The sequence below is a fragment of the Zooshikella harenae genome, assembly GCF_018837975.1.
GTDB classification, from domain to species: Bacteria; Pseudomonadota; Gammaproteobacteria; order Pseudomonadales; family Zooshikellaceae; genus Zooshikella; species Zooshikella harenae.
This window is the reverse complement of record NZ_JAGSOY010000010.1, coordinates 38,404-60,410: the sequence shown is the minus strand read 5'-3', so window position 1 is coordinate 60,410 and position 22,007 is coordinate 38,404. Positions and strand designations below refer to the sequence as shown.

Below are 22,007 nucleotides of genomic sequence, written 5' to 3'. Positions count from 1 at the left end.
CAATATTAGTGACAAAAATCACACTTTTCCAAGCACGATTGTTTCTATCCAGATTTTTTTTATAGTCATAAGCAATATAACCTCAATTGTATGACATTTTATTTGTAGCTCTATTCATCTTCACTAATAAAAAAACAGGAAGTGGATCATTCACTCAACCAATACTAGGCTTAACATGAAGGATAAAGTTACTTACGACAAAAGCATTATTGTTGCAATGATAACCAATTGCTGAATCATTCATTTCTATTGAAAGATACCCAAAACAGATGGTTTCTGTAGCCTCAACTGAGCGACTAACCATTTCACCAAACTACCATTGTTTTTTAATGCAAGATGGAAACAGTACTTGCTCAAAGGGAAATGAAGCTTAATGACTGACCAATATCGTCATATACAACATGTAGGTGATCATGGTGATGCACTTAAACATACGGTTTTAGCACATTTATTAACCCGGTTTCGAGCTGAGCACCAACAGCTTTACTTTATTGACAGTCATGCGGCATCAGGTGTCTACTCAATAGCTGCAGCACAAGACTGGTCCTCTGGAATAGGTAAATTATGGTCCTCTGCTTTTTGTGAGCATCCTTTATTAGCTCCTTGGAAAAATACCGTCTTGCGATGTAACCAGCACCACACGCCACTACATTGTTATCCAGGCTCACCAGCATTAGCATTTTTATTATTACGCTCACAAGATCAATTATACTTTGGTGACTTGCAAGCTACAGAATTAAATCAGTTGAAGTATTGTATAAAAGAACTAGAAAATAGCTTTTTTACATCGGATTCAGCACCCAAAATCCATTTTTATCAAGGTGATTGTCATACATGGTTACCCAATACTGCTCAGCAATGGCAGGGAAAACCAGGCATATTGTTAATGGATCCCCCTTATGAGCAGGAAACAGATTATGAGAAAGTTGCATTAACGCTTAATACTGTTCATCACCTGTGGCCTGAGGGAAGTCTAATTTTATGGTACCCCCATTATAAGGAAGATCTCAGTTTTAAGCTTTTTAATACAATAAAACAAGTTATACCAATGCAATGTTGGCAAATGGACTTAGTTGTCAGAAAACCTTTTCCTAATGATCGCTTGGTAGGGTGTGGATTACTTTTTATTAATGTACCACCAGTGGTACTTAGTGAAATGCAACCCATTCTGGATGGTTTGGTTTCACTATTTATGGAGTATTCTGGCCATTGCTTTTTTGGTCCACTAAAATAATGAAGATATTATTTCCGGTTAAAATCGTTTTAATAACTCAAGCCTAACATAATTAAATTAAATATATTTTTAACGGATAAAAATCAACACAAAAACCCACCGATCATTAACAATCAAACCAATAAACTATAGATATATAAATCCCATGTATAACCCAAAAAAATATATCAACGAGGCAGCAGTTTAATATAATTGTGTTTATGCATTTATTAATTTTCATTAATAAAGCATCACATTTTTTATAACTATTTTCGTTGTCAGGGTTTCATGGAAGATACGTGGTTTTAACTTAGCTAGGATGCAAAATATATTTATTCATACGAAGTAAGAAGTTAATAACGACCTCATCATCAAAAACCCATTAATTGGCCATGGAATCGATTTATGGAAAATCCAATACTATTTTATGAACCTGAAGCACCTTATGGATACTTATCCAACTTTGCACGTTTTCCCATTAACGATGGCGCAGTGACCTGGAAAACAGTAGAGCACTTTTATCAGGCGCAAAAATTTAATAACCCTAATATTGTTGCGCAAATTCACCATGCACGCACGCCTGCTGATGCATATGCTCTCGGCAAACAATACGACGAACAAGTCAGAACCGATTGGCATCAACGAAAAGAAGCGGTAATGCGTGATGCTCTTCAAATGAAATTTACACAAAACCATGCCATAGGGCACTGGTTAGTCGCAACCCGTCCACATACGCTCACAGAGCACTCTTTCAAAGACGATTACTGGGGAGATGGTGGGGATGGTCATGGTAAAAACCGGCTTGGTCATTTACTCATGAACTTACGTCAAGAACTAAGTATCACGCCCCCCTATAATCTAATTCACTTTATTGAAAGTGCTAATTTACCCACAGATTGGGGCATATTCAATATGCATGGTTTTGAAGACCCCGACACAGGCGTAGAGCATGTCGCACTCACATTCGGTCACTGGAAAGAAGAAGAATCCGTTTTAATAAGACTCCATTCTGAGTGTCTTACCGGTGATGCCTTATTTAGTAAACGCTGCGATTGTGGTTCACAGTTACGTAGGGCTTTTCAAAATATAGCGCAAGCTGGTACAGGAGCAATCCTTTATCTACGACAAGAAGGGCGTGGTATAGGATTACTGAATAAAATCCGTGCTTATCATTTACAGGACCAAGGAGCTGACACCGTTGAAGCTAATGAAGCATTAGGCTTTGCTGCTGATCTAAGACAATACGACTTTTGTAGGGGAATTCTTCATTACCTTAATATTAACAAGGTGAAACTCATGACGAATAACCCAAGAAAGGTAAAAGCATTGAGAGAAGTGGGTATTAATGTTGTAGAGCGAGTCGCTATACAAGAAGGTCAAAATGTATTCAATGAACGTTACCTTTCCGTTAAGGCGACTAAACTCGGTCATATGTTGGATGTCATTTCTCCAGTTTAAATAATGCTTACGGTGCTTCCGGCACCTGTTTCACAAACTAAGTCAAGCACTTGAAAACCTGCATTTTGCTATACCTCAATTATTATTAAATGAACACCTGTGGTAGAAAAAGGCTGGATAATGCACATCCGAACTGATTGCCGCAAGGATGCGGCAATCAAGCCTCCAAGGAAGGATTCACGGGGTGTTCGAAGGGCGTTATGCAGACGGTGCTTTAGAAAAAAAAATGGCTTTTATAAAGGTAAAGTTATATGCGATTGCCCTGGGTGATTATCCTTGTTCTGTGTGTAACTTATTCTCAATCAAGCAATACCACACTATAAACAAATGGACTTCTTTCCTTAAAATATTAAAAAGCCCGTCAGATACTTAGTCATAATGAGCAACAATGGCCTCTATTGCTTTAGAATCATGCATGGCCTTCAAGCGTTTATTCATAAAAGAAACTGTTTCTCGATCCATGTCTGAAGAATATGCAAAATATACTTGATAGTCAGGTATGATTAATGAGAAATCGTGAAATTGAAACTGATCAAATGGTTCCTTATTCTTTTTAAGGTTATACTTTAAGCGGAAAGCCATTTCAAGAATAAAAGCGTCGTCTTTTAGCCTTTTAAGTACACGAAATGCTGGTTCGTAGCCTTTTACCCACATTACATTTACTTTCTTATTTTCAACGTAAGGATCAAGTCCAGGATAAAGAAACCCTAATAACGCTATGACTGTTTTACCATACAGGTCTTCTATTTTGGTAAATTTAAAACCTGGTTGCTGATAGCTTAGTAAGCTATGCTTAACTGTCACCAAAGGATATTTAGATAAATTTTCTGACTGTACTCGCACACTTTTCCATTCTGGTGATCCATAGGTGATCCAATGCTTAATTCGACCACTTTCCAGCATGCTTATCATTCTCTTATAAGGAAAAGTATGTATTTTAAGCTGCCACTCATCCCCTGAAAAAATGTTTTGAACAATCTCTGTGATAATACCACTATGGTCATGCCCATTGTTTTCTATCTGGAATGGGCGGGCTTGATCCGCAATAACAACGTAATTGATTTCCTTAGCATTTGCATGAGAAACCATGGCAAGTAAAATGCCCCAGAGCCAAACACGCTTTATCACAAGAAGTAATTTAGACATATTTCCATCCACTATGAGAAATAATTCTTTCCCTAAATTGTCACTCCCAAGAAGCATGTATTATATAGTAGGAGCACAGCTTTATAACCTATGTATAGTACATGCCTTATCTTATAGACAAACTAAAATGAATAAATAAACAAATCATTCTGGCCCTATACTAATATGGAGTTCTTCTTGTATAGGTATTATTCATTTCCTACTATTGAATTAACTATTAAATCAATTATGGTTTACACTGCATGGACGTACCTGCAAAACAACCTTTCAAAGATAGCATTGCCAAGCGTTTAATTTTTTGGATCTTATTAGCAAGCTCTTTTCTGACTCTGGGCATAACAGTACTTCAACTTTATGTTGACTATTACAATGATGTGTCAGCCATCGATGACCGTATAAAACAAGTAGAGTCTAGTTATCTCCCTATTATCACTGCCAGTTTATGGGTTGAAGATGAAGAGCAGTTAGCAGTTCAGTTAGCGGCAATATACTCGTTAGATGACATTGAATATATTGCGATTATTAGAAATGGAGAGGTAACATTATCCCAAGGCACCCCTTCATCTAGTTATACCATTACTCGTAATTGGACAATTGAGCAGGATTATAACGGCGAACCAATTAAACTCGGTGAATTAGAGCTCATAGCCAGTCTTTCTCAGGTACTTCAACGACTCAGAGATAAAGTCTTAATCGTTCTCGCATCACAAAGCGTAAAAACATTTATTGTTTCAACGTTTATCTTTTTCATTGTCTATTGGCTAATTACCAGTCACTTAAAAGATCTTGCAGAATCAATGCGAACTAGCGACCTCAGCAATAAAAAATTCAAACCACTTACACTTAAACGAAAAACACACTACCAAGATGAGCTTGCCTATGTGATAAACAGTTACAACCATATGCAACAAAAAACACAACATGCTTATAAACAAATGCAACTGGCTAAAATGTCTGCAGAAAAGGCTAACCGTAAGAAAAGCGAGTTTGTAGCCAATATGAGCCATGAAATTAGAACTCCGCTCAATGGGGTTATTGGTATGTCATCACTCTTAAAAAATACCAAGTTAGATCATGAACAACTTGAGTACACCAATATTATTTATACCTCCTCCCATGCACTACTCAGCATTATTAATGATATTTTAGATTTTTCTAAAATCGAGGCCGGCAAGCTTGATATAGATGATGTTGATTTTAACCTATTAGATTTAGTGGAAGATCTAACAGACTTATTGAATATAAAAGCCCAAGAGAAAGCCATTGCTCTCTACAGTTATGTCGATGATCAAGTTCCTCCTTCTTTATTAGGTGATGCAGGACGTATTCGGCAAGTCCTCACCAACTTAATGAATAATGCTGTTAAATTTACCCATCAAGGATACGTCGGGCTTGATATTCGTTGTTTACACCGCATCCAAGAACAGTGCGAATTAAGTTTTACTGTCGAGGATACAGGCATAGGCATTAGCAAAGAGCGTCAACAAAAGATTTTTGAGCAGTTTACCCAAGCAGATAGTTCGACAACCCGACTGTATGGTGGTACAGGGTTAGGTTTAGCGATTAGTCGTCAATTGGTCAAACTAATGGGGGGAACACTCTGTGTTGATAGTGAAGTAGGCAAAGGTAGCCGTTTCTATTTCAGCTTGGTTTTACACGTTAGTAAAGAGCAACCCATACTCCCCCTTGCCGAAGAAAAACAACTGGCTTGTCAACGAGTACTGGTTGTCGATGATCACTCATTTAACTTAAGAGTCACAGCTGATCAACTGCGTAGTTGGGGATTACAAGTGATTAGTCATGAAGATCCAGAGTTAACATTGGCAACATTGATCACCGCAAGTAATGAAAAGCGTCCCATTAACCTTGCAATTATTGATAAAGTGATGCCTGAAATGGATGGTTTTTCATTAGCAAAAGCCATCAAAAGCAACAGCCATATCGCTAGCTGTAAACTGATAATGTCTACAGCTGAACCCCAGGCAGAAGATAAAAACAAATGTCTTGAGGCTGGTTTTACGGGATATTTAGTTCGCCCTTATCGTAAAAAAGTGCTTAAACAGATGTTACTCGCCTGTCTACACGCCAGCCCTCAACAAGAACTGATTACGCGCTACGCCCTTAGCCGTCGCTCCGCACACAGTGTCCCATCAAAAACACCATCATTAAATTTACATGTCTTGCTCGTAGAGGATAATTTAGTTAATCAGAAAGTAGCGCGCACTATGCTCGAAAAACTTGGCTGTCACGTCACCATTGCTGAACATGGTAAAGTGGCCCTTGCATACAGTCAGGTGGATTTATTTGATATCATTTTAATGGACTGTCAAATGCCTGTTATGGATGGCTTTACCGCAACCGCAAGAATAAGAGGTGACTCAGCAAACCTCAATCATCACACACCGATTATTGCGTTAACCGCAAATACTATTCAAGAAGAGCAGGAGAAGTGTTTTTCTTCTGGCATGAGTGGTTTTATCAGTAAACCTGTTACCTTAAAACAACTACAAAGTACTTTAAACAAATATACCGAAGAGTCAACATCTACAGCCCCCAGTACGACTTAAATATCAAGCACTACCTAAATATACAAACGCAGCTCGGAATCATTCATAAATCTCTACAAAATCACCTATCATAGACTTTTTTTAGGTGCTGGAAACAAGGTAGTCCACATTGGGAAGAGTATACATAAAAAAAACAGCCCTAACGGGCTGTAAATTTTCCTTGGAGAAATGACAATGAAGCAGCAAGTTACATCCATAAGTATTCAAAACATACTTACATCTTAAGGACACTCATTATTATCAGTATAGTCATGAACCTTAATTTCGCCGCTAATAATTTTGTCTTTAAGTGCATTAATTTCAGCCTCCATCTCTTCACTCACCAGAGACCGGTTATGTTCATCCAGAGCCCAGCCTACACCATCCTCTTTTAAACCTTTCAGTTTGACCCCTGGTTGCCACTGACCTTGTTGAGCCTCCAACCATGTCTGTAACGTTGCCACCCCTACATTCTTCAACATCGACGTTAACATTGTGCCTGGCTGCAAATGGTTTTGGTTTGAGTCCACCCCAATAGCATATATTCCACCTTGCTTAGCAGCAGCATAGACACCAATACCCGTACTGCCTGCAGCCGCAAAGATAACATCCACACCATCCTTAATTTGAGTTTTAGCCAGACTCGCACCTTTAGCGGGATCATTGAATGCCATTGGTGTACTGCCCGTCATTGTTTGTAACACCGTAATGTCAGGCTTGATCTGTTTGGCCCCCCTGCTGATAGCCACACGCAAACTTATGAATCATGGGAATATCCATCCCCCCAACAAACCCAATCTTATTGGTTTTTGTTGTCAATGCAGCAAGGGCGCCTACCAGAAAAGAACCTTCTTGCTCTTTAAACAAAATGGATTGCACATTGGGTAAATCAATCTTGGCATCGATGATGGTAAATTGTATATCTGGAAAATCCTTAGCCACTTTTTCAACATGGGGTTTCATCGAAAACCCAACAGCAACAATGGGTTGATAACCCCGTTTCGCTAACTTGACTAGCCCACTTTCAATTTGTGTCTCTGACTTTGGCGAAACCTCGCGAACCTTAATACTGTGCTTCTCCATAAGTGGCCGAACACCACCTTTATAAACAGCTTCATTAAACGATTTATCAAATTTACCTGCAGTGTCATAAATAACCGCCGGTTTAAAAGGGGCGGCCAAACTCATTGAGCAATACAATATACAAATCCAAGCTGTTATTAATGCTTTCATTACCATCTCTAATAGATGTTTTTACGCTTTGCAATCTCTGCTTGATAACTGACGTACAACCTAAGTTGTATTGCTCTGAAGCCAATGACAACTTTATGTAATTAGTTTCAGCACTATTGAACTTTAAACCGACTGACGAGAGACTCTTGCTGGTGCGCCAATGCCGCTAAATTTTTACTGGTTTCTGACGTTTTATTTGCATCTTCAACGGCCACATCAGCCATTTGTGATATTTCAACGACATTTTCACTGATTTCTTTAGCCACATTACTTTGCTGCTCTGCAGCCGCCGCAATTTGTGCTGACATATCATGTATTTGAGTCAGTGTTTTTTGCATGTTATTAATCACACCAGCAAAATCCCGCACCTGCTCAGCGCTTTGCATGGTTTGTTGCTGACTACTGTTCATAATTGTCACAGCCTGTTGAGCTTGTTCCTGTAAGACCGAAATCATGTTATGAATTTCGTTGGTTGCCTCCTGAGTCCGCATGGCTAAATGCCTGACCTCATCAGCAACCACAGCAAAGCCTCTCCCTTGTTCACCCGCTCTGGCGGCCTCAATGGCCGCATTCAGTGCTAATAAATTTGTTTGCTCAGCAATATCACGAATCACATCCAGAATTTTTCCGATATTGTCACTTTCGGTTCTTAACGCTTTGATAACATCTGCAGCCCGATTAATTTCTTGATTGAGTTGCTCAACGTGTCGAATATTTTCGTCCATAGCGACTCGGGAATCCTTCGCCAACTGATCGGCAGCAATCACTTCAGTTAACGTTGTTTCAGCACTTTTAGCCACTTCATGTACTGCGGATTCCATTTCAACTACAGCCGTTGCCACAGAAGAAGACTGCAGGCTTTGCTGGCCAATACACTGTTTGGTGTTGTCACACGTCTGGGTTGCCTTATCTGACTCCTGGCCAATTTGTGTTGCCATATTCATAATATTGCTTACCAAATGCCGTAAATTTTCTGTAAGGTGATTAACCGATGAGGCGATTTGCCCAAATTCATCGCGGCGCTTAATGGCAATTGTTGTGGTTAAATCCCCTTGAGCAATCGTATCAAGAGACAGCATCATGACTTTTAACGGCTGCTTGATGCTATTGCTGACACTCAGAGTGACCAATAAAGCAATAATTGTTGAGGCTACAGCAATCCCCACAACTGTATAAATAGCACGCTGAGCATTGGCTTTAGCCTGCTGTTCTGACTCCGCAGCCTGCTGCTGTAAGTGTTCTGTGACCTGTTTAAGATCTGCTAAACGTTGATTCAATTGTTGCGTAATGGTATTGACTGACTGATAACTTTTATCCTGTAACGTTAATAGTGATAACCAATTATTAACGATTCCCCCATCAGCATTATTCGCCTGTTTTAAAACCGTAATATAGGGTGTTATCGTGCTGTGAGCTTCCGCATCCTGCTGTTCAACAACCTTAAGGCGCGCTGTTAAGTTATCAATGATATTCTGATTGGTTTTTCGTATTTCCAGAACGGTTTTGGACTTATCTTTTAATAATAATTGTTCAATATTCGCCAAGACTGCAGCAGATTGCTGTGCTATAAATTGGGCTGCCCACTTAAGCTCGTTAGACTCAGCCATCTCTTCAATCGAAACCAAGTCATCCTGCATAAAACCAAGATCATCAGCAAATGTTTGCTTTTTTTGCTCCAGGCTTTTCTTAAGGTTTAAAATCGCTTGATGACGTTGCATCTGCTCAACACTTAATGCGGTCAAGCGCTTATTTTCTTGATGAATACTGGAAAGTGTTGATTTGAGGGAAGGTTGAGCTTCAACTAACACAATTAACGGCTGATAATGGTGCTCATAATTTTTCATAGCACTATCAAAGTCGCTTCTTATGGTTGCCAGAGGTGACGTTTCCTGCATGCTGGTATAAAACATCAGCGCTTTATTTGCTTGCAGTAAATAATTGGTTAATTCACTATGATTAACAAGGGTAGGGAGTGTTTGTTGAGTGCTAAACTCAAGTCGTTTATTAAGCGTCATTAACTCAAGTAGGCTCATACCAGCACTTGCCAGCAATAAAAAAAGAACCGCGATAAAACCAGTTACTATTTTTTGAACAACAGTCATATCATTAATTTGCTTATTTTACAGATAGCCAGCCTCTTTAATTTAACATCACCTAATTAGCCTCTTCGCTGAGAGATTCTTGTCAGTCGCTGCTCCCAAAACTGACTCACCATGCCACTCAGTTTCACACTTAACGCTTGCAAGTGAGTACAGCTGGAATCATTTTCCTCAACACTTTCTTGTAAGAGCTGTGTAAGGTCTCTTACCCCCGTAACGTTTTCACTAATAGACTCAGATACCGAGCTTTGTTCTTCTACGGCAGTGGCTGTTTGCAGGTTCATATCATTGACCGCATCAATTGACTGCGCAATGCGATCCATAGATTCAGTGGCTTGTTCAACTTCACCGAGACTGTCACCAACACTTTGCTGAGACTTTTTCATCAGCTCAGCGGCTTTAGAGGACATATCTCGTAATTGGTTAACAATCGTGGTGATCTCATCCGTTGATTCATAAGTACGATTTGCCAATGTTCTAACTTCATCTGCGACTACCGCAAACCCTCTGCCTTGCTCACCTGCACGAGCAGCTTCAATAGCTGCATTTAATGCCAGTAAATTGGTTTGCTCGGCCACATTACGTATTACATCAACAATGGCATTAATGTTTTCACTGTTCGCTTGTAATTGATCAATAAACTCATTGGTTTCCTGAATTTCAACCTGTAAGCGACGCATTTGCTCACATGCATTATTGATCGTAGATTTACTCGTCTGCGCTTCATCGTTCACCGTTTCCACCCGCTCAGACGAGCTTTGCGCATTGCCCGCAACTTCCTGAATAGAAGACGACATTTCCGTAACGGCAGTTACAACTTGATCGATTTGCGAAAACAGTGAGTCAGTTTCCTGCATATTATTTTGAATCCGTTTACGTAAGCTATTAAGCTCACTATCAATCCCTTGTGCACTATCACTAATTCGGCCAATCGTTGCAGTTAACTCATTACGGTAGGCTTTAAACGCTAATAAAATATCTCCCGCTTCATCCTTACGTCCGGTATAAATAAAGCGTGCAAGAGGGTCAGAATAAAATGATCTTGCATTTTCAGCTGCTTGAAGCAAAGGATTAATTAACCACCAGGCATAACCACACATCAAAATAGCTATACCTGAAAATAACAGAACAGCCGTCGCATCAAATAGCCCTTGCAGCCATAGCCCAGCCATCACTAAAAGAGGAACAATTAATAGTCCAGTCAGTATTTTTTGAGATAAGGTGAAAAAGGGCATTAACCGAAGTGACTGTTTATTCTTTAACGCTTTGTAGAGTGCTTCAGCACGTGTGATATATTCTGGTCGCGCTTTGACTCTGACTGACTGATACTCTTGCGTTTCACCTTGCCTTTTCATCGGAGATGCAAAGGCATCAACCCAGTAGTGATCGCCATTTTTACAGCGATTTTTGACAATTCCCATCCAAGACTTCCCTGACTTAAGATGCTGCCACATATCTCCAAAGGCTTCTTCTGGCATCATTGGATGACGAATAATATTATGGTGCTGGCCTATTAACTCTTCCTGGCTAAAGCCACTAACCTTGATAAAGTCTTGGTTTACGTAGGTAATATCTCCATTCAAATCAGTAACAGACAGCAGATTAGCTTTCTCATCGTAGCTGAATTCTTTCTCAGTAACTGGCATATTGATGCGCACAGCATACCCCCGCAACCCACATAATGTTACTGTCTAATTAAAGACCAATGACAGCCACTTCGCTAAAACAAGTCGCGACGATTTAATTCTTATTCGCTAAAATGCCCGTTTTTGCTCAATCTAGAGTAAACTTATAGCCTTTTTCTATAACGTATATTCAAAGCACATATTTAATTGATAGCCTCGTGATGTGAATGATATTAGTCATCGATACACCACAGGTTATAACTTAACCGCTAAGGAGCCGCTTATTTATGACATTCAGTTCCGTCAAATCGCTATTAGCAGGCTTGAGCCCTGAAGGTAGTGAAGTCAGTGTTCAAGGATGGGTCAGAACAAAACGTGAGTCAAAAGCGGGTATTGCTTTTATTGCATTACATGATGGCTCTTGCTTTGACCCTATTCAGTTAGTTGTACCTCAAGAGTTGCCTAATTTTGAGCAAGAAATAACTAAAATCACCAGTGGCTGCTCAATTTCCGCAACAGGAACTTTGGTTGCTTCCCAAGGGAAAGGTCAAGCCTATGAAATTCAAATTTCTAAACTTGAAATTATCGGCTGGGTTGATAATCCTGATACCTATCCTATGCAGCCCAAGCGTCACACAGTAGAGTTTTTACGCGAGGTTGCTCACCTGCGTCCCCGTACTAACTTAATTGGTGCTGTGACTCGTGTTCGAAATTGCATATCGCAAGCTGTTCACCGTTTCTTTAATGAGAATGGGTATTGTTGGATTCATACGCCTATCATCACCGCCAGCGACTGCGAGGGAGCAGGGGAGATGTTTCGCGTCAGCTCTCTGGACTTAGCCAACTTGCCTCGAACCGAATCTGGTGCCATTGACTACTCTCAAGACTTCTTTGGTAAAGAAAGCTTTTTGACTGTATCAGGGCAATTAAACTTAGAAGCTTATTGTCTAGCGATGTCAAAAGTGTATACCTTTGGCCCCACGTTTCGTGCGGAAAATTCAAACACCAGTCGGCACCTTGCTGAGTTCTGGATGATAGAGCCAGAAATCGCATTTGCAGATATCAATGACTTGATAGATTTAGCTGAAGATCTTCTGAAGTACGTTTTCCGTTGTGTATTAACAGAATGTGCTGATGATATGGCCTTCTTTGCTCAACGGGTTGAAAAAACAGCCATTAGCCGACTTGAACATATCATCAATCATGACTTTGCCCGCGTGGATTACACAGATGCCATTGATATTTTACAAAAGTCAGGCAAGCAATTTGAGCATCCTGTAAGCTGGGGTATTGATTTACAAACTGAACATGAACGCTATATCAGTGAAGAACACATTGGTAGGCCTGTTGCCGTAGTCAATTACCCCAAAGAAATCAAAGCCTTTTATATGCGCCTTAATGATGACCAAAAAACTGTCGCGGCCATGGATATTCTGGCTCCTGGCATTGGTGAAATCATTGGTGGATCGCAACGGGAAGAGCGTCTAAATGTACTGGATCATCGTTTAGAAGAAATGGAGCTGGATAAAGAGGACTATAGTTGGTATCGCGATTTACGTCGCTATGGCACTGTACCTCATGCTGGATTCGGCCTTGGCTTAGAACGTCTGGTATCGTATATAACGGGTGTAGCTAATGTACGGGATGTTATTCCTTTCCCAAGAACCCGCCGTAATGCAGATTTCTAGCACTCGTTGTATGAAATATCATGTAAAACCAGTAAATTGCTAAGTTAGCACAACCTAAGGGCTATCCACTTAAATAGCCCTTAGCCACTATAACCAGCAAGCTACAAAGCACAAAGTTAGCAGTGTAAAAACCATCAACGTGGTTAGGAGGTGATGTTTGCGCCTAGGTCTTGATATTGGTGGTACGAAAATAGCGGCTACCGTCATTTCACCAGAGCTGGATATCCTTTGGCAAATATCCACCCCCACCCCCAAACAGAACCTAAATGACTTTCTGTTATGTATTAATCAACTTATTCAACAAGCGATAACCAAGACAGGTACTTTAACCCATATAGGTATAGGCATTCCGGGGGTTGTAAATGAGCAAGGTGTGCTTAATGCCAGTAATATGGGGGCGATTAATCAACAGCCTATTGAAACGTTATTTAAAAAGTACATACCACAACCATTCTCTATCGAAAATGATGCAAATTGTTTTGCACTTGCTCAAGCTCATGGTCATCAACTGGGTAAAAATGAGGTCATGTTTACTGCGGTGTTAGGCACAGGTGTAGGTGGTGCCTGGGTGTTACCAAATCGCACATTATGGTCTGGCGCTCAAAACTTAGCAGGGGAGTGGGGGCATAACCCGCTGCCAGACTTATCATTAATTCCGATTGAACAACAACTTACATGTCAGTGCGGTCAACGGGGTTGTATAGATACTTATTTATCAGGATCTGGCTTTTCACAGCTGTATTTTCAACACACTGGAGAACAACTTGATGCTCCAGCGATTATTACTCGGTATCGTAACCAAGAAAAAACAGCATGTGATGTATTTGGTCGTTATACCCATTATCTTGCCCATGGTCTAGCGACCATCATTCATACTTTTGACCCAACCTGTATTGTGTTGGGTGGTGGAATGTCAACCATACAGGAACTCTATCAAGCTGTTCCTCAACATTGGGCAAATTACACATTAAAACCACCTGTCACCCCATTGCTTCCACCCGTTTTTGGAGACTGGGCGGGAGCGATAGGCGCTGCGTTACTTGAGTGATCAACTACGATAGCAATATACAAAAAAGGCGGGAATAATTCCCGCCTTAATGATTAGACACTTTGTTTTATTTTACACTGTTACTGTCGCTTAAACTGGATATTGTCTACTAAGAAATCATTACCTGATTTAGGCCCGAAGACAAATAAGAAGGCACGCTTAACCTTACCTTTTGCTTGGTAAGAAAAGTCACCACTAATGCTCATCCACTGTTTATTTGCAGGTATGGTTTCATACTTAACACGCGTCCAGTGAGCGCCATCGTCATCCTCGTAAAACAGTTGCATATCAACATACTGTTCTTCTTTGACGCTATCTGCCAGGCGTGTATCAAAACTGTACTTATAGGTTTTACCACTTTCCAGTGAGCCTCGGACATTCAAGTAAATACCTGCATACCACTTATCACGTCCAGTGAGTGACAAGCTATAATTACCCGCGTTAGCCGATGCCGTGGTACGGGTTGCTTTTTTCAAACCGAAGTAAGGCTTCCAACCTTGATTATCATTTTCAAAACTATGATTAATCACTTGCTTATCATCCTGTCCTGGCTGTTCACCAGCCTTAGTCAGCAAGACTTCATCTGCGTAGAAATCCACACCCTCTTTTGGTCCAAAGATCAGTAATTTAACCTTTTTGACCTTACCAAATGTTTCGACCTTAAATTTAGTGGTAATTTTAGTCGCTTCATTTGAGGTAATGGACTTATGGGCAAGTGTTTGATACTGAATGCCTAGATCATTCTCAATTTGTAGTACAACACTGGCATTATCACGCACTTGAGATTTTGCAGCTAACTGCATATTCAAACTCAATTCAAACTCAGTTGCCGTGATATCACCCGCTGACTTTAAGCTTTCAGTAATATCTTGGATAGCACCATCATAGTAAGCAGATCGACCCTTAACGTGTAACAGGTTATCTGTACCACAATTTACTTCAATCTGTTTTTGTGCAAGGTTAACTGAATTATTTTTAAATGTGCTCCACCCATCAAGACTATTAAAGTCAGGTGATTTCACTAAGCTCTTTTTAAGCTGAGGCTTATCACACGTACCTGGTTTAGGTTGGTCTGGGTTATCTGGCTTATCAGGATCAGGCCAGCCTGGATCGGTTGGGTCTGTAGGATCGGTTGGGTCTGTAGGATCGGTTGGGTCTGTAGGATCGGTTGGGTCTGTAGGATCGGTTGGGTCTGTAGGATCGGTTGGATCTGGATTAGGAGAATCAGGGTCAGGCCAACCGGGACCATTAGGATCTGGCTTAGGCCCATCAGGGTCAGGCCAACCGGGATCTGTTGGGTCCGTTGGATCTGTCGGATTGGGGTTAGGATTGGGGTTAGGGTTTGGATTACTGACCTTGGTGGGCATCCATTCAGCCATTTGTGCTGCAACAGCATTTAAGTTAGTAACAGAATCCGCACCATCTGACCGGCTTTTATCAATTCCGCATACCTGATTATTACATTTACGAATGCGGGGGTTGGAGAAATACTGCAGACCTCTGGCATTATAAACATGAGGATAGGCCATGACTGTGGTAAATGAACCATTCACACCATAGCCTCGTGCCCAGTTCCAGATACCACCATTGCTTTGTTGTTTCAAGCCATGCCCCAAGCTCATGTTATGACCTAACTCATGGGCAAATACACTCAGGCCACAGTTAGAAGCTACGACACTATAAGCTTGGTTTCCAGCTCCACGATTAAATTGTCCATTCCGACCTTGAGGCACCCAAGCAATACCACAAAGTCCACCATTACGTGGTGCTACATAACTAACAAAGTCTGCACCATATTGTTGTCTTAGCCGAGCAGCTTCACTGTCTCGTGTAATGTTATTTAATGCATACTCACTAACAGCACCATAACTACGACTAAGCGGCTTCACACCCACAAGCCGTAACTGAACATTTGCACCGCTATTTATATATGCTTGGTTAGCATACTCAACAAACGTTGTGGCAAGGGATTTAATATCCTTAGTGCCTACATTACCTGTAGGATAAACAACCAGTACATCCAGCGTGGTTGCAGCCATTGCCTGAGCTGAGGCGAGTGACGCCACAGCCAGACCTGTCAAGATCTGCTGCTTAAACTTCATAGTGTAAACCTTCTTTACCCATTAATTATGCAAAATGCTTTACCAGGCAAAAACTGCCAAAGGTAATACTTGCTAAAAATTTGTCGTATAACAGTGTGTTAATTTGTTTTGTAATTAAATGTGACAAGCTGCATCAAAACGGTTAAAAACACACAAAATATGCTGCTTTTTGCAGTCGTTTTTACCTAAATTAACGAAATAACATAAAATAAAACGCGACACATAACACAGTTACAAAATACACCTATCAAAAAACAAAAATTCGCAAAAGTGATCACGAAGTTTTCGCAAGCAGCATCAAACACAATGTGTTGTGTAATTAAATTCATGGGTAAAAATCTATCAAACGTGCAAAAAATCCTGGCACGTATAAAAGGCAAAGAATTAAAGGTAAGAAGTTTCACAGGATAATTCGTGAGTTAGTCAAAAAAACTAAACTGTCTTTTTTTTACCACACAGAATTAATAAAAATTGTCACCGCTCTTAGAGCCAGTCATTTACAATGCTTTATAAAAGCAACAGCGTTTACCTAAAAAGGACTCATTCATTATGGCTATCTATCATGTGCTCTGGACAGGTGGCTGGGATTCCACATTTCGGTTATTAGATCTACTCATCAACAAAGCGGCACCTGTCGTGCCATACTACATTCTCAATACTGACCGTACATCAACAGGCATTGAGCTATCAACAATGACCCGAATAAAGCGAGCCATACAGCACAAGTGGCCTGATAGCGCTAAACGATTATCACCCACTGTATTTCGAGCCGCTAATGACGTGGAATCGGTTGATACTTTAATTGAGAGTTATGATGACATTTTAAAAAGCCAATACATTGGTCCTCAATATGAGTGGCTGGCTAAGTTTGCTCACCAGCTTAATTTACATGACCTTGAACTCTCAATACACAAAGATGACAAGGCTCACGATGTTTTGCTGCCCTATGTCGTTAAACAGGCTGATGAACATGGCCCTTACTGGGTAGTCAATCCTCAACTCAAAAATACGCCAGAATATCAACTCTTTCATTATTTTCGCTTTCCCTTATTTGAGCTCACCAAATTGGAAATGGCCCAACAAGCTGAATCGAGTGGTTTTTCAGATATTTTAGAAATGACCTGGTTTTGCCATGAACCATTAACCAACCAACAGCCTTGTGGTACATGTAACCCTTGTCGATATACGATAGAAGAGGGGTTAAGCCGACGAATTCCTTGGCGGGGGAAACTACGATACTGGGGAAAACGAGTTCTTACTCCTTTGTTATCAAAAATTTAGTGGCAGAGGCTCCATGGCTCAGGGTAATTGCCTCTGCCCACGATGCTTCCAGCACCTGTTTCACAAACAAATTCAACCACTGCAAACCAATCCCCAACCACAACTAAATAAACAGCTGTCGTATATCAATGTACATCACGGGTAAGCAAAGGCTGGATAACGCACGTCAAACTGTTTGCCACAAGGATGCCGTAAGCAAGCCTCCACGGAAGGATTCACGGCGTGTTTGAAGTGCGTTATGCAGGTTTTTGAAAAAGGTGCTTTAGAAGAAAATCGCTTTTGTTAAGGTAGAAATTGAGAACAAAATAATAAGCTAATTAATGACTCAATGAACACGACAGTAAACGTGTTTTTCTTTCCCAGTAATGATTCAGCAATAACGAAACTAGAATAATGCCTCCTCCTAGCAGTAATCGAATCACATCAGCATCATGGTTCCAAATGACCAGATTAACGACCAAGCCTGCAGGTATGAGGGCATTATTCATAACCGCCAAGGTGCCAACATCCACTTTAGTAGCCCCTTTATTCCAGCAAAAGAACCCTAAGCCAGAAGCGCCTAATCCCAACCACAACAATACTCCCCATTGCACAGAAGTTGTCGGGTAACGATCAGTGCCTAAGAACCACCAGGCAATCAATGCAACCACTAAGGCTCCGGCATAAAAGCAGCCAAAGACAGCATGTTGAGGCAAATGTTGACCACGACGCTGGATAAATACTTTATAACTGACCTGACCAAGGGCAAAACACACATTAGCACCTTGGACCAACAAAAAACCCCATACATAATCTTGCGTAATGTTATCGTAACGAATAACCACAGCACCTAACACAGCTAATATAGCGGCTAATAAATAACGTGTCCGAAAGGTTAATGTCCAAATGTCATACAATAAGGCAACATAGATAGGTGTTAATGTGGTAAATAATAAGACTTCAGGTACCGTCAGTAATAAAAAGGACTGATAGTAAAAAATATACATAAAACCTAGCTGTATGGCACCAATCAGCATCAACGGCAAAATATAATCCAACCGCAACCACTGCCTGCGTAATAATGGTATAAATAGCAAAAAGGCCAATGTTATCCTTAACAGAACAGAAAAATAAGCGTCAACTTGCCCGGCAAGATATACCCCAATCAAACTAAATGAAAAAGCCCACAATAGGGTAATCGCTGACAAGTAATACATTATCCCACCTTAATTTTTACACTGAACCGTATGTTCACTATCACCAAAATTGCTCATGAAAAGGCCAGCGATAATGCCAGATTCACAAGACATGTACCAGCGCCATTAAGCGGCAAAGAAAGATACAGGTCCACCCCAAAAAGGCGACTTTCAGAGCCAAGATGGCGTCATACACCCCAAAAACGTTCACTATGAATGCCATGCTAGAACATTCAATACAGTAGATTGTCAACAATATTGGCTTGACTGAATCAGTTTCCCACGTTAACTTGCTTTTAAATAATAAGATTGTTGACAATGTATGGATGGTATTCATAAGCCTGCAGACCAGTTGTTTGAAAATAGCAAGCAAACAGCTTCAGCCAGAATTTTTAATGAATTACTGCAAGCCATTCTTTCTGGTCAGTTAATTCCAGGTAGCAAAATTAACGAAGCGGAATTAGCTGCACGCCATGGGTGTAGCAGGGGGCCACTTCGCGAAGCACTGCAACGTTTGGAAGGGTTACATTTAATCCTGCGAGAAGCCCATGTTGGCGCACGTGTGGTCAGTCTTTCAGATCAACAACTCACCGAGCTTTACCAAATTCGGGAAGTATTAGAAGGACTTGCCTGCCGTCTGGCAGCACAACACATGACTGAACGAGCTAAGGATGAATTAAGGAGGTTACTGGACACCCATCGACGCTATTTAGAAGACGGTGGACATCAAAAATACTACCCTCAGTCAGGAGATTTGGACTTTCACTACTTGCTGATTCGTAGTAGTCAAAATGCGCTCTTACTCCGCCAATTAGGTGATGAATTATATCCCTTGTTACAGCTTTATCGCCGGCAGTTTCGCGACAGTGGTTACCAACAACCACAACTCGCCTTCAAAGAACATTTACACATTGCAGAAGCCATCATTGAAGGAGACGGTGAATTGGCGGAAATCCTCATGCGTAAACATATTGCCCGAGCCCGAAAGCGTTTGAAACATATCTTAACCACTTAATTATTCTGATCGAGTTAATTGTAAAAAGCACATTTCACTAGCATCGTTAAAAACATAACAAGCATAAAAAGTTTCACGAAAGCTATATAGGCAACTTGGAGAGAAAGGATGAATACAACCTCCCAACAATCACCTGGCGCTCGCTTTCGTCAGCAGGTAGCAACACACACACCCTTACAAATTGTAGGTACCATCAATGCTTACTGTGCCATGCTCGCGGAGCAAGCAGGACATCAGGCTATTTATTTATCAGGTGCAGGCGTTGCTAATGCCTCTTTTGGCCTCCCAGACTTAGGTATGACTTCACTCTCCGAGGTATTAGAAGACGCACGTCGTATCACATCAGCCAGTCAGTTGCCCCTACTCGTTGATATTGATACAGGGTTTGGTGGCGCCTTAACCATTGCTCGAACAATTAAAGGGATGGAACAAGCAGGTGTAGCCGCTGTACATATTGAAGACCAGGTTCAACAAAAACGCTGTGGACATCGTCCCAATAAAGCAATTGTCTCACCTGAAGAGATGGTGGACCGCATAAAAGCCGCTGTTGATGCGCGCGTCAATGAAGCATTTGTCATCATGGCGCGCACTGATGCATTAGCCGTAGAAGGGATGGAATCAGCCATTGAGCGAGCCTGTTTATGTGTTGAAGCAGGCGCTGATATGATTTTTCCTGAAGCGATGGCAACACTTGATGATTATCAGCGTTTTACCCAAGCCATTAATGTGCCTGTGTTAGCCAACATTACGGAGTTTGGTAAAACACCATTATTTAGTTGTGGTGAATTAGCTTCCGTAGGTGTTCAAATAGTGTTATATCCACTGAGTGCTTTTCGCGCCATGAGTAAAGCGGCACTCAATGTATACCAGCAATTAAAAGAAAAAGGGCATCAACGCGACTTAACCGTTGATATGCAAACCCGTGAAGCACTCTACCAAACACTTAATTATCATCATTATGAACAAACTTTAGATCGTTTGTTTTCAAAAGAAACAAATAGCGATTAAAACGCATCATTATTAAATAAATTGCGAAAAACAAAAAATATATCAACATAAAAGGGTCATAAACATAAAAACACTTTTAACTGTCAAATAAATAAAGACAAGGACGAAAGGACTTCTCAAAAACCATTTAACCATGATTTACGACGCAAATACCTCACCAGGGAATGGATAAATATTCCAGCTTTTTAAAAAAATAACCTATGAAGGGTATATAAAGGATAACCTTATCAATTAGGAGAATAATAATGACTGATAATAAAAAAGATTCAGCAGGACTTCGTGGGCGCTCAGCCGGTGAAACGGCATTATGTACTGTAGGACAAAGTGGCGCAGGCTTAACCTACTGTGGTTATGATATTGCCGATTTAGCTGAACATGCACGCTTCGAAGAAGTAGCCTATTTATTATTTCATGGCGAGTTACCCAATCGCCAGCAGTTGGACAGTTACCTTACGCAGCTGGTAACACTGCGAAAAATGCCTGATGCTTTGCGAAAAACACTGGAATTAATGCCTGCCAGCACGCACCCTATGGATGTAATGCGCACAGCTTGCTCTATGTTAGGCACCATCACCCCTGAGCATGATTTTTCCGAGCAACAATTACATATCGACCGCATGCTTGCCTTGTTCCCTGCCATTATTTGTTACTGGTATCGTTATCATAAAGAAGGGGTAAAAATCGATATTGAATTGGATGACAAGGAAACGGGTAGTTATTTTCTACATTTACTCCATGGTCGTGTACCTAAAGCGTTACACGGCGATGCAATGAATGCCTCATTAATTGTTTATGCGGAACATGAATTTAATGCCTCTACTTTTGCAGCCCGAGTGTGTGCTTCTACCTTATCGGATATTTATGCCTGTATCACGACTGCTATTGGTACTTTAAAAGGTCCTTTACATGGTGGTGCAAATGAAGCTGCGATGGCTATGATCAGTCAATGGCGCACCCCAGAAGAAGCAGAAAAGGGCATTCTCGAAAAATTGGCAAATAAAGAAAAAATAATGGGGTTTGGTCATGCAGTCTATCGTGAATCAGATCCTCGCAATGCCATTATCAAAGCATGGTCAAAGCGTTTAGCCGATGAGCACAATGATCATGTACTGTATCCTGTCTCGGCTCGATGTGAAGAAGTGATGTGGCGGGAAAAACACTTATTCTGCAATGCTGATTTTTTCCATGCATCAACCTATCATTTTATGAACATTCCAACCCCCTTATTTACCCCCATTTTTGTCTGCTCTCGACTAACAGGATGGGCTGCCCATGTTATGGAACAACGCTCAAATAACCGCATTATTCGACCTTCAGCCGACTATACCGGGCCAGAAAATCGACCCTGGTTACCTATAGAGCAACGCTAA

Annotated in this window: 16 protein-coding genes and 1 pseudogene; 10 read left to right on the top strand and 7 right to left on the bottom strand. The window is 40.8% G+C overall.

Annotated elements, in window-relative coordinates:
• Positions 1–373: 373 nt before the first annotated feature.
• The 3 genes and pseudogenes from rlmJ (at position 374) to ribA (ending at position 2,671) form a co-directional block, all read left to right on the top strand.
• Positions 374–1,234 carry a 23S rRNA (adenine(2030)-N(6))-methyltransferase RlmJ gene (gene rlmJ, locus KCG35_RS06690; protein WP_215818906.1) on the top strand — a complete coding sequence of 287 codons (861 nt, stop codon included), beginning with the start codon at positions 374–376 and terminating at the stop codon, positions 1,232–1,234.
• 384 nt (positions 1,235–1,618) lie between these two features.
• Positions 1,619–2,038, top strand: a pseudogene (gene ybiA, locus KCG35_RS26290) (riboflavin biosynthesis intermediates N-glycosidase); the annotation flags it as partial.
• On the top strand, positions 2,030–2,671 hold the full coding sequence (ribA, locus tag KCG35_RS26285) for a GTP cyclohydrolase II (RefSeq protein ID WP_230409065.1): 642 nt from the start codon (positions 2,030–2,032) through the stop codon (positions 2,669–2,671). The pseudogene ybiA and the gene ribA, both read left to right, overlap by 9 nt.
• A gap of 369 nt (positions 2,672–3,040) precedes the next feature.
• Here ribA and KCG35_RS06680 read toward each other — a convergent pair whose 3' ends face one another.
• Positions 3,041–3,817 (bottom strand): substrate-binding periplasmic protein, encoded by a 777-nt coding sequence (locus tag KCG35_RS06680; RefSeq protein ID WP_215818904.1) that lies wholly within the window; start codon positions 3,815–3,817, stop codon positions 3,041–3,043.
• 242 nt (positions 3,818–4,059) lie between these two features.
• On the opposite strand from KCG35_RS06680, the gene KCG35_RS06675 reads away from it, so the two are divergent.
• On the top strand, positions 4,060–6,384 hold the full coding sequence (locus KCG35_RS06675; RefSeq protein WP_215818903.1) for a response regulator: 2,325 nt from the start codon (positions 4,060–4,062) through the stop codon (positions 6,382–6,384).
• A gap of 221 nt (positions 6,385–6,605) precedes the next feature.
• On the opposite strand, the gene KCG35_RS26905 is transcribed toward KCG35_RS06675, so the two are convergent.
• The 4 genes from KCG35_RS26905 to KCG35_RS06660 all read right to left on the bottom strand — a co-directional run bounded on the left by KCG35_RS26905 (position 6,606) and on the right by KCG35_RS06660 (position 11,353).
• Positions 6,606–7,055, bottom strand: a complete 450-nt coding sequence (locus KCG35_RS26905) for a BMP family lipoprotein (RefSeq protein ID WP_309227313.1) — start codon at positions 7,053–7,055, stop codon at positions 6,606–6,608.
• A 19-nt stretch (positions 7,056–7,074) separates the two neighbouring features.
• Positions 7,075–7,596 carry a BMP family ABC transporter substrate-binding protein gene (locus tag KCG35_RS26900; RefSeq protein ID WP_309227312.1) on the bottom strand — a complete coding sequence of 174 codons (522 nt, stop codon included), beginning with the start codon at positions 7,594–7,596 and terminating at the stop codon, positions 7,075–7,077.
• 113 nt (positions 7,597–7,709) lie between these two features.
• Positions 7,710–9,698: a methyl-accepting chemotaxis protein gene (locus KCG35_RS06665; protein ID WP_215818902.1), complete on the bottom strand. Its 1,989-nt coding sequence runs from the start codon at positions 9,696–9,698 to the stop codon at positions 7,710–7,712.
• Between the two features lie 56 nt (positions 9,699–9,754).
• Positions 9,755–11,353, bottom strand: a complete 1,599-nt coding sequence (locus tag KCG35_RS06660; protein ID WP_215818901.1) for a methyl-accepting chemotaxis protein — start codon at positions 11,351–11,353, stop codon at positions 9,755–9,757.
• A 254-nt stretch (positions 11,354–11,607) separates the two neighbouring features.
• Between KCG35_RS06660 and asnS the strand changes: the two genes are divergently transcribed.
• Together asnS and KCG35_RS06650 are read left to right on the top strand one after the other, a co-directional pair.
• Positions 11,608–13,008, top strand: coding sequence for an asparagine--tRNA ligase (asnS, locus tag KCG35_RS06655; RefSeq protein WP_215818900.1), 1,401 nt, complete (start codon positions 11,608–11,610; stop codon positions 13,006–13,008).
• A 157-nt stretch (positions 13,009–13,165) separates the two neighbouring features.
• Entirely contained in the window at positions 13,166–14,056 is an 891-nt protein-coding gene (locus tag KCG35_RS06650; RefSeq protein WP_215818899.1) for an ROK family protein, read from the top strand.
• 80 nt (positions 14,057–14,136) lie between these two features.
• Here the strand turns inward: KCG35_RS06650 and KCG35_RS26830 are convergent, their stop codons facing one another.
• A complete protein-coding gene (locus tag KCG35_RS26830; protein ID WP_215818898.1) occupies positions 14,137–16,158 on the bottom strand; it encodes a carbohydrate binding domain-containing protein in 2,022 nt (673 codons plus the stop codon).
• Positions 16,159–16,707: 549 nt separating this feature from the next.
• Here KCG35_RS26830 and KCG35_RS06640 point away from each other — a divergent pair.
• Positions 16,708–17,439 (top strand): 7-cyano-7-deazaguanine synthase, encoded by a 732-nt coding sequence (locus KCG35_RS06640; protein WP_215818897.1) that lies wholly within the window; start codon positions 16,708–16,710, stop codon positions 17,437–17,439.
• 317 nt (positions 17,440–17,756) lie between these two features.
• On the opposite strand, the gene KCG35_RS06635 is transcribed toward KCG35_RS06640, so the two are convergent.
• Positions 17,757–18,635, bottom strand: a complete 879-nt coding sequence (locus KCG35_RS06635; protein WP_215818896.1) for a carboxylate/amino acid/amine transporter — start codon at positions 18,633–18,635, stop codon at positions 17,757–17,759.
• Positions 18,636–18,936: 301 nt separating this feature from the next.
• Here KCG35_RS06635 and KCG35_RS06630 point away from each other — a divergent pair, with 301 nt between their 5' ends.
• The 3 genes from KCG35_RS06630 to prpC all read left to right on the top strand — a co-directional run bounded on the left by KCG35_RS06630 (position 18,937) and on the right by prpC (position 22,007).
• Complete coding sequence (locus tag KCG35_RS06630; protein WP_215818895.1) at positions 18,937–19,629, top strand: GntR family transcriptional regulator; 693 nt, start codon at positions 18,937–18,939, stop codon at positions 19,627–19,629.
• 108 nt (positions 19,630–19,737) lie between these two features.
• The gene (gene prpB / locus KCG35_RS06625) at positions 19,738–20,637 is read left to right on the top strand and encodes a methylisocitrate lyase (protein ID WP_215818894.1); all 900 of its coding nucleotides are present in this window, start codon (positions 19,738–19,740) and stop codon (positions 20,635–20,637) included.
• Positions 20,638–20,882: 245 nt separating this feature from the next.
• Positions 20,883–22,007 carry a bifunctional 2-methylcitrate synthase/citrate synthase gene (prpC, locus tag KCG35_RS06620; RefSeq protein ID WP_215818893.1) on the top strand — a complete coding sequence of 375 codons (1,125 nt, stop codon included), beginning with the start codon at positions 20,883–20,885 and terminating at the stop codon, positions 22,005–22,007.

Excerpts from the sequence above, each read along its gene's own strand:
- rlmJ (WP_215818906.1), top strand. The coding sequence starts at position 374 with ATGACTGACCAATATCGTCATATACAACATGTAGGTGATCATGGTGAT.
- ribA (WP_230409065.1), top strand. The coding sequence starts at position 2,030 with ATGAACTTACGTCAAGAACTAAGTATCACGCCCCCCTATAATCTAATT.
- KCG35_RS06680 (WP_215818904.1), bottom strand. The coding sequence starts at position 3,817 with ATGTCTAAATTACTTCTTGTGATAAAGCGTGTTTGGCTCTGGGGCATT.
- KCG35_RS06675 (WP_215818903.1), top strand. The coding sequence starts at position 4,060 with ATGGACGTACCTGCAAAACAACCTTTCAAAGATAGCATTGCCAAGCGT.
- KCG35_RS26905 (WP_309227313.1), bottom strand. The coding sequence starts at position 7,055 with ATGACGGGCAGTACACCAATGGCATTCAATGATCCCGCTAAAGGTGCG.
- KCG35_RS26900 (WP_309227312.1), bottom strand. The coding sequence starts at position 7,596 with ATGAAAGCATTAATAACAGCTTGGATTTGTATATTGTATTGCTCAATG.
- KCG35_RS06665 (WP_215818902.1), bottom strand. The coding sequence starts at position 9,698 with ATGACTGTTGTTCAAAAAATAGTAACTGGTTTTATCGCGGTTCTTTTT.
- asnS (WP_215818900.1), top strand. The coding sequence starts at position 11,608 with ATGACATTCAGTTCCGTCAAATCGCTATTAGCAGGCTTGAGCCCTGAA.
- KCG35_RS26830 (WP_215818898.1), bottom strand. The coding sequence starts at position 16,158 with ATGAAGTTTAAGCAGCAGATCTTGACAGGTCTGGCTGTGGCGTCACTC.
- KCG35_RS06640 (WP_215818897.1), top strand. The coding sequence starts at position 16,708 with ATGGCTATCTATCATGTGCTCTGGACAGGTGGCTGGGATTCCACATTT.
- KCG35_RS06635 (WP_215818896.1), bottom strand. The coding sequence starts at position 18,635 with ATGTATTACTTGTCAGCGATTACCCTATTGTGGGCTTTTTCATTTAGT.
- KCG35_RS06630 (WP_215818895.1), top strand. The coding sequence starts at position 18,937 with ATGGATGGTATTCATAAGCCTGCAGACCAGTTGTTTGAAAATAGCAAG.
- prpB (WP_215818894.1), top strand. The coding sequence starts at position 19,738 with ATGAATACAACCTCCCAACAATCACCTGGCGCTCGCTTTCGTCAGCAG.
- prpC (WP_215818893.1), top strand. The coding sequence starts at position 20,883 with ATGACTGATAATAAAAAAGATTCAGCAGGACTTCGTGGGCGCTCAGCC.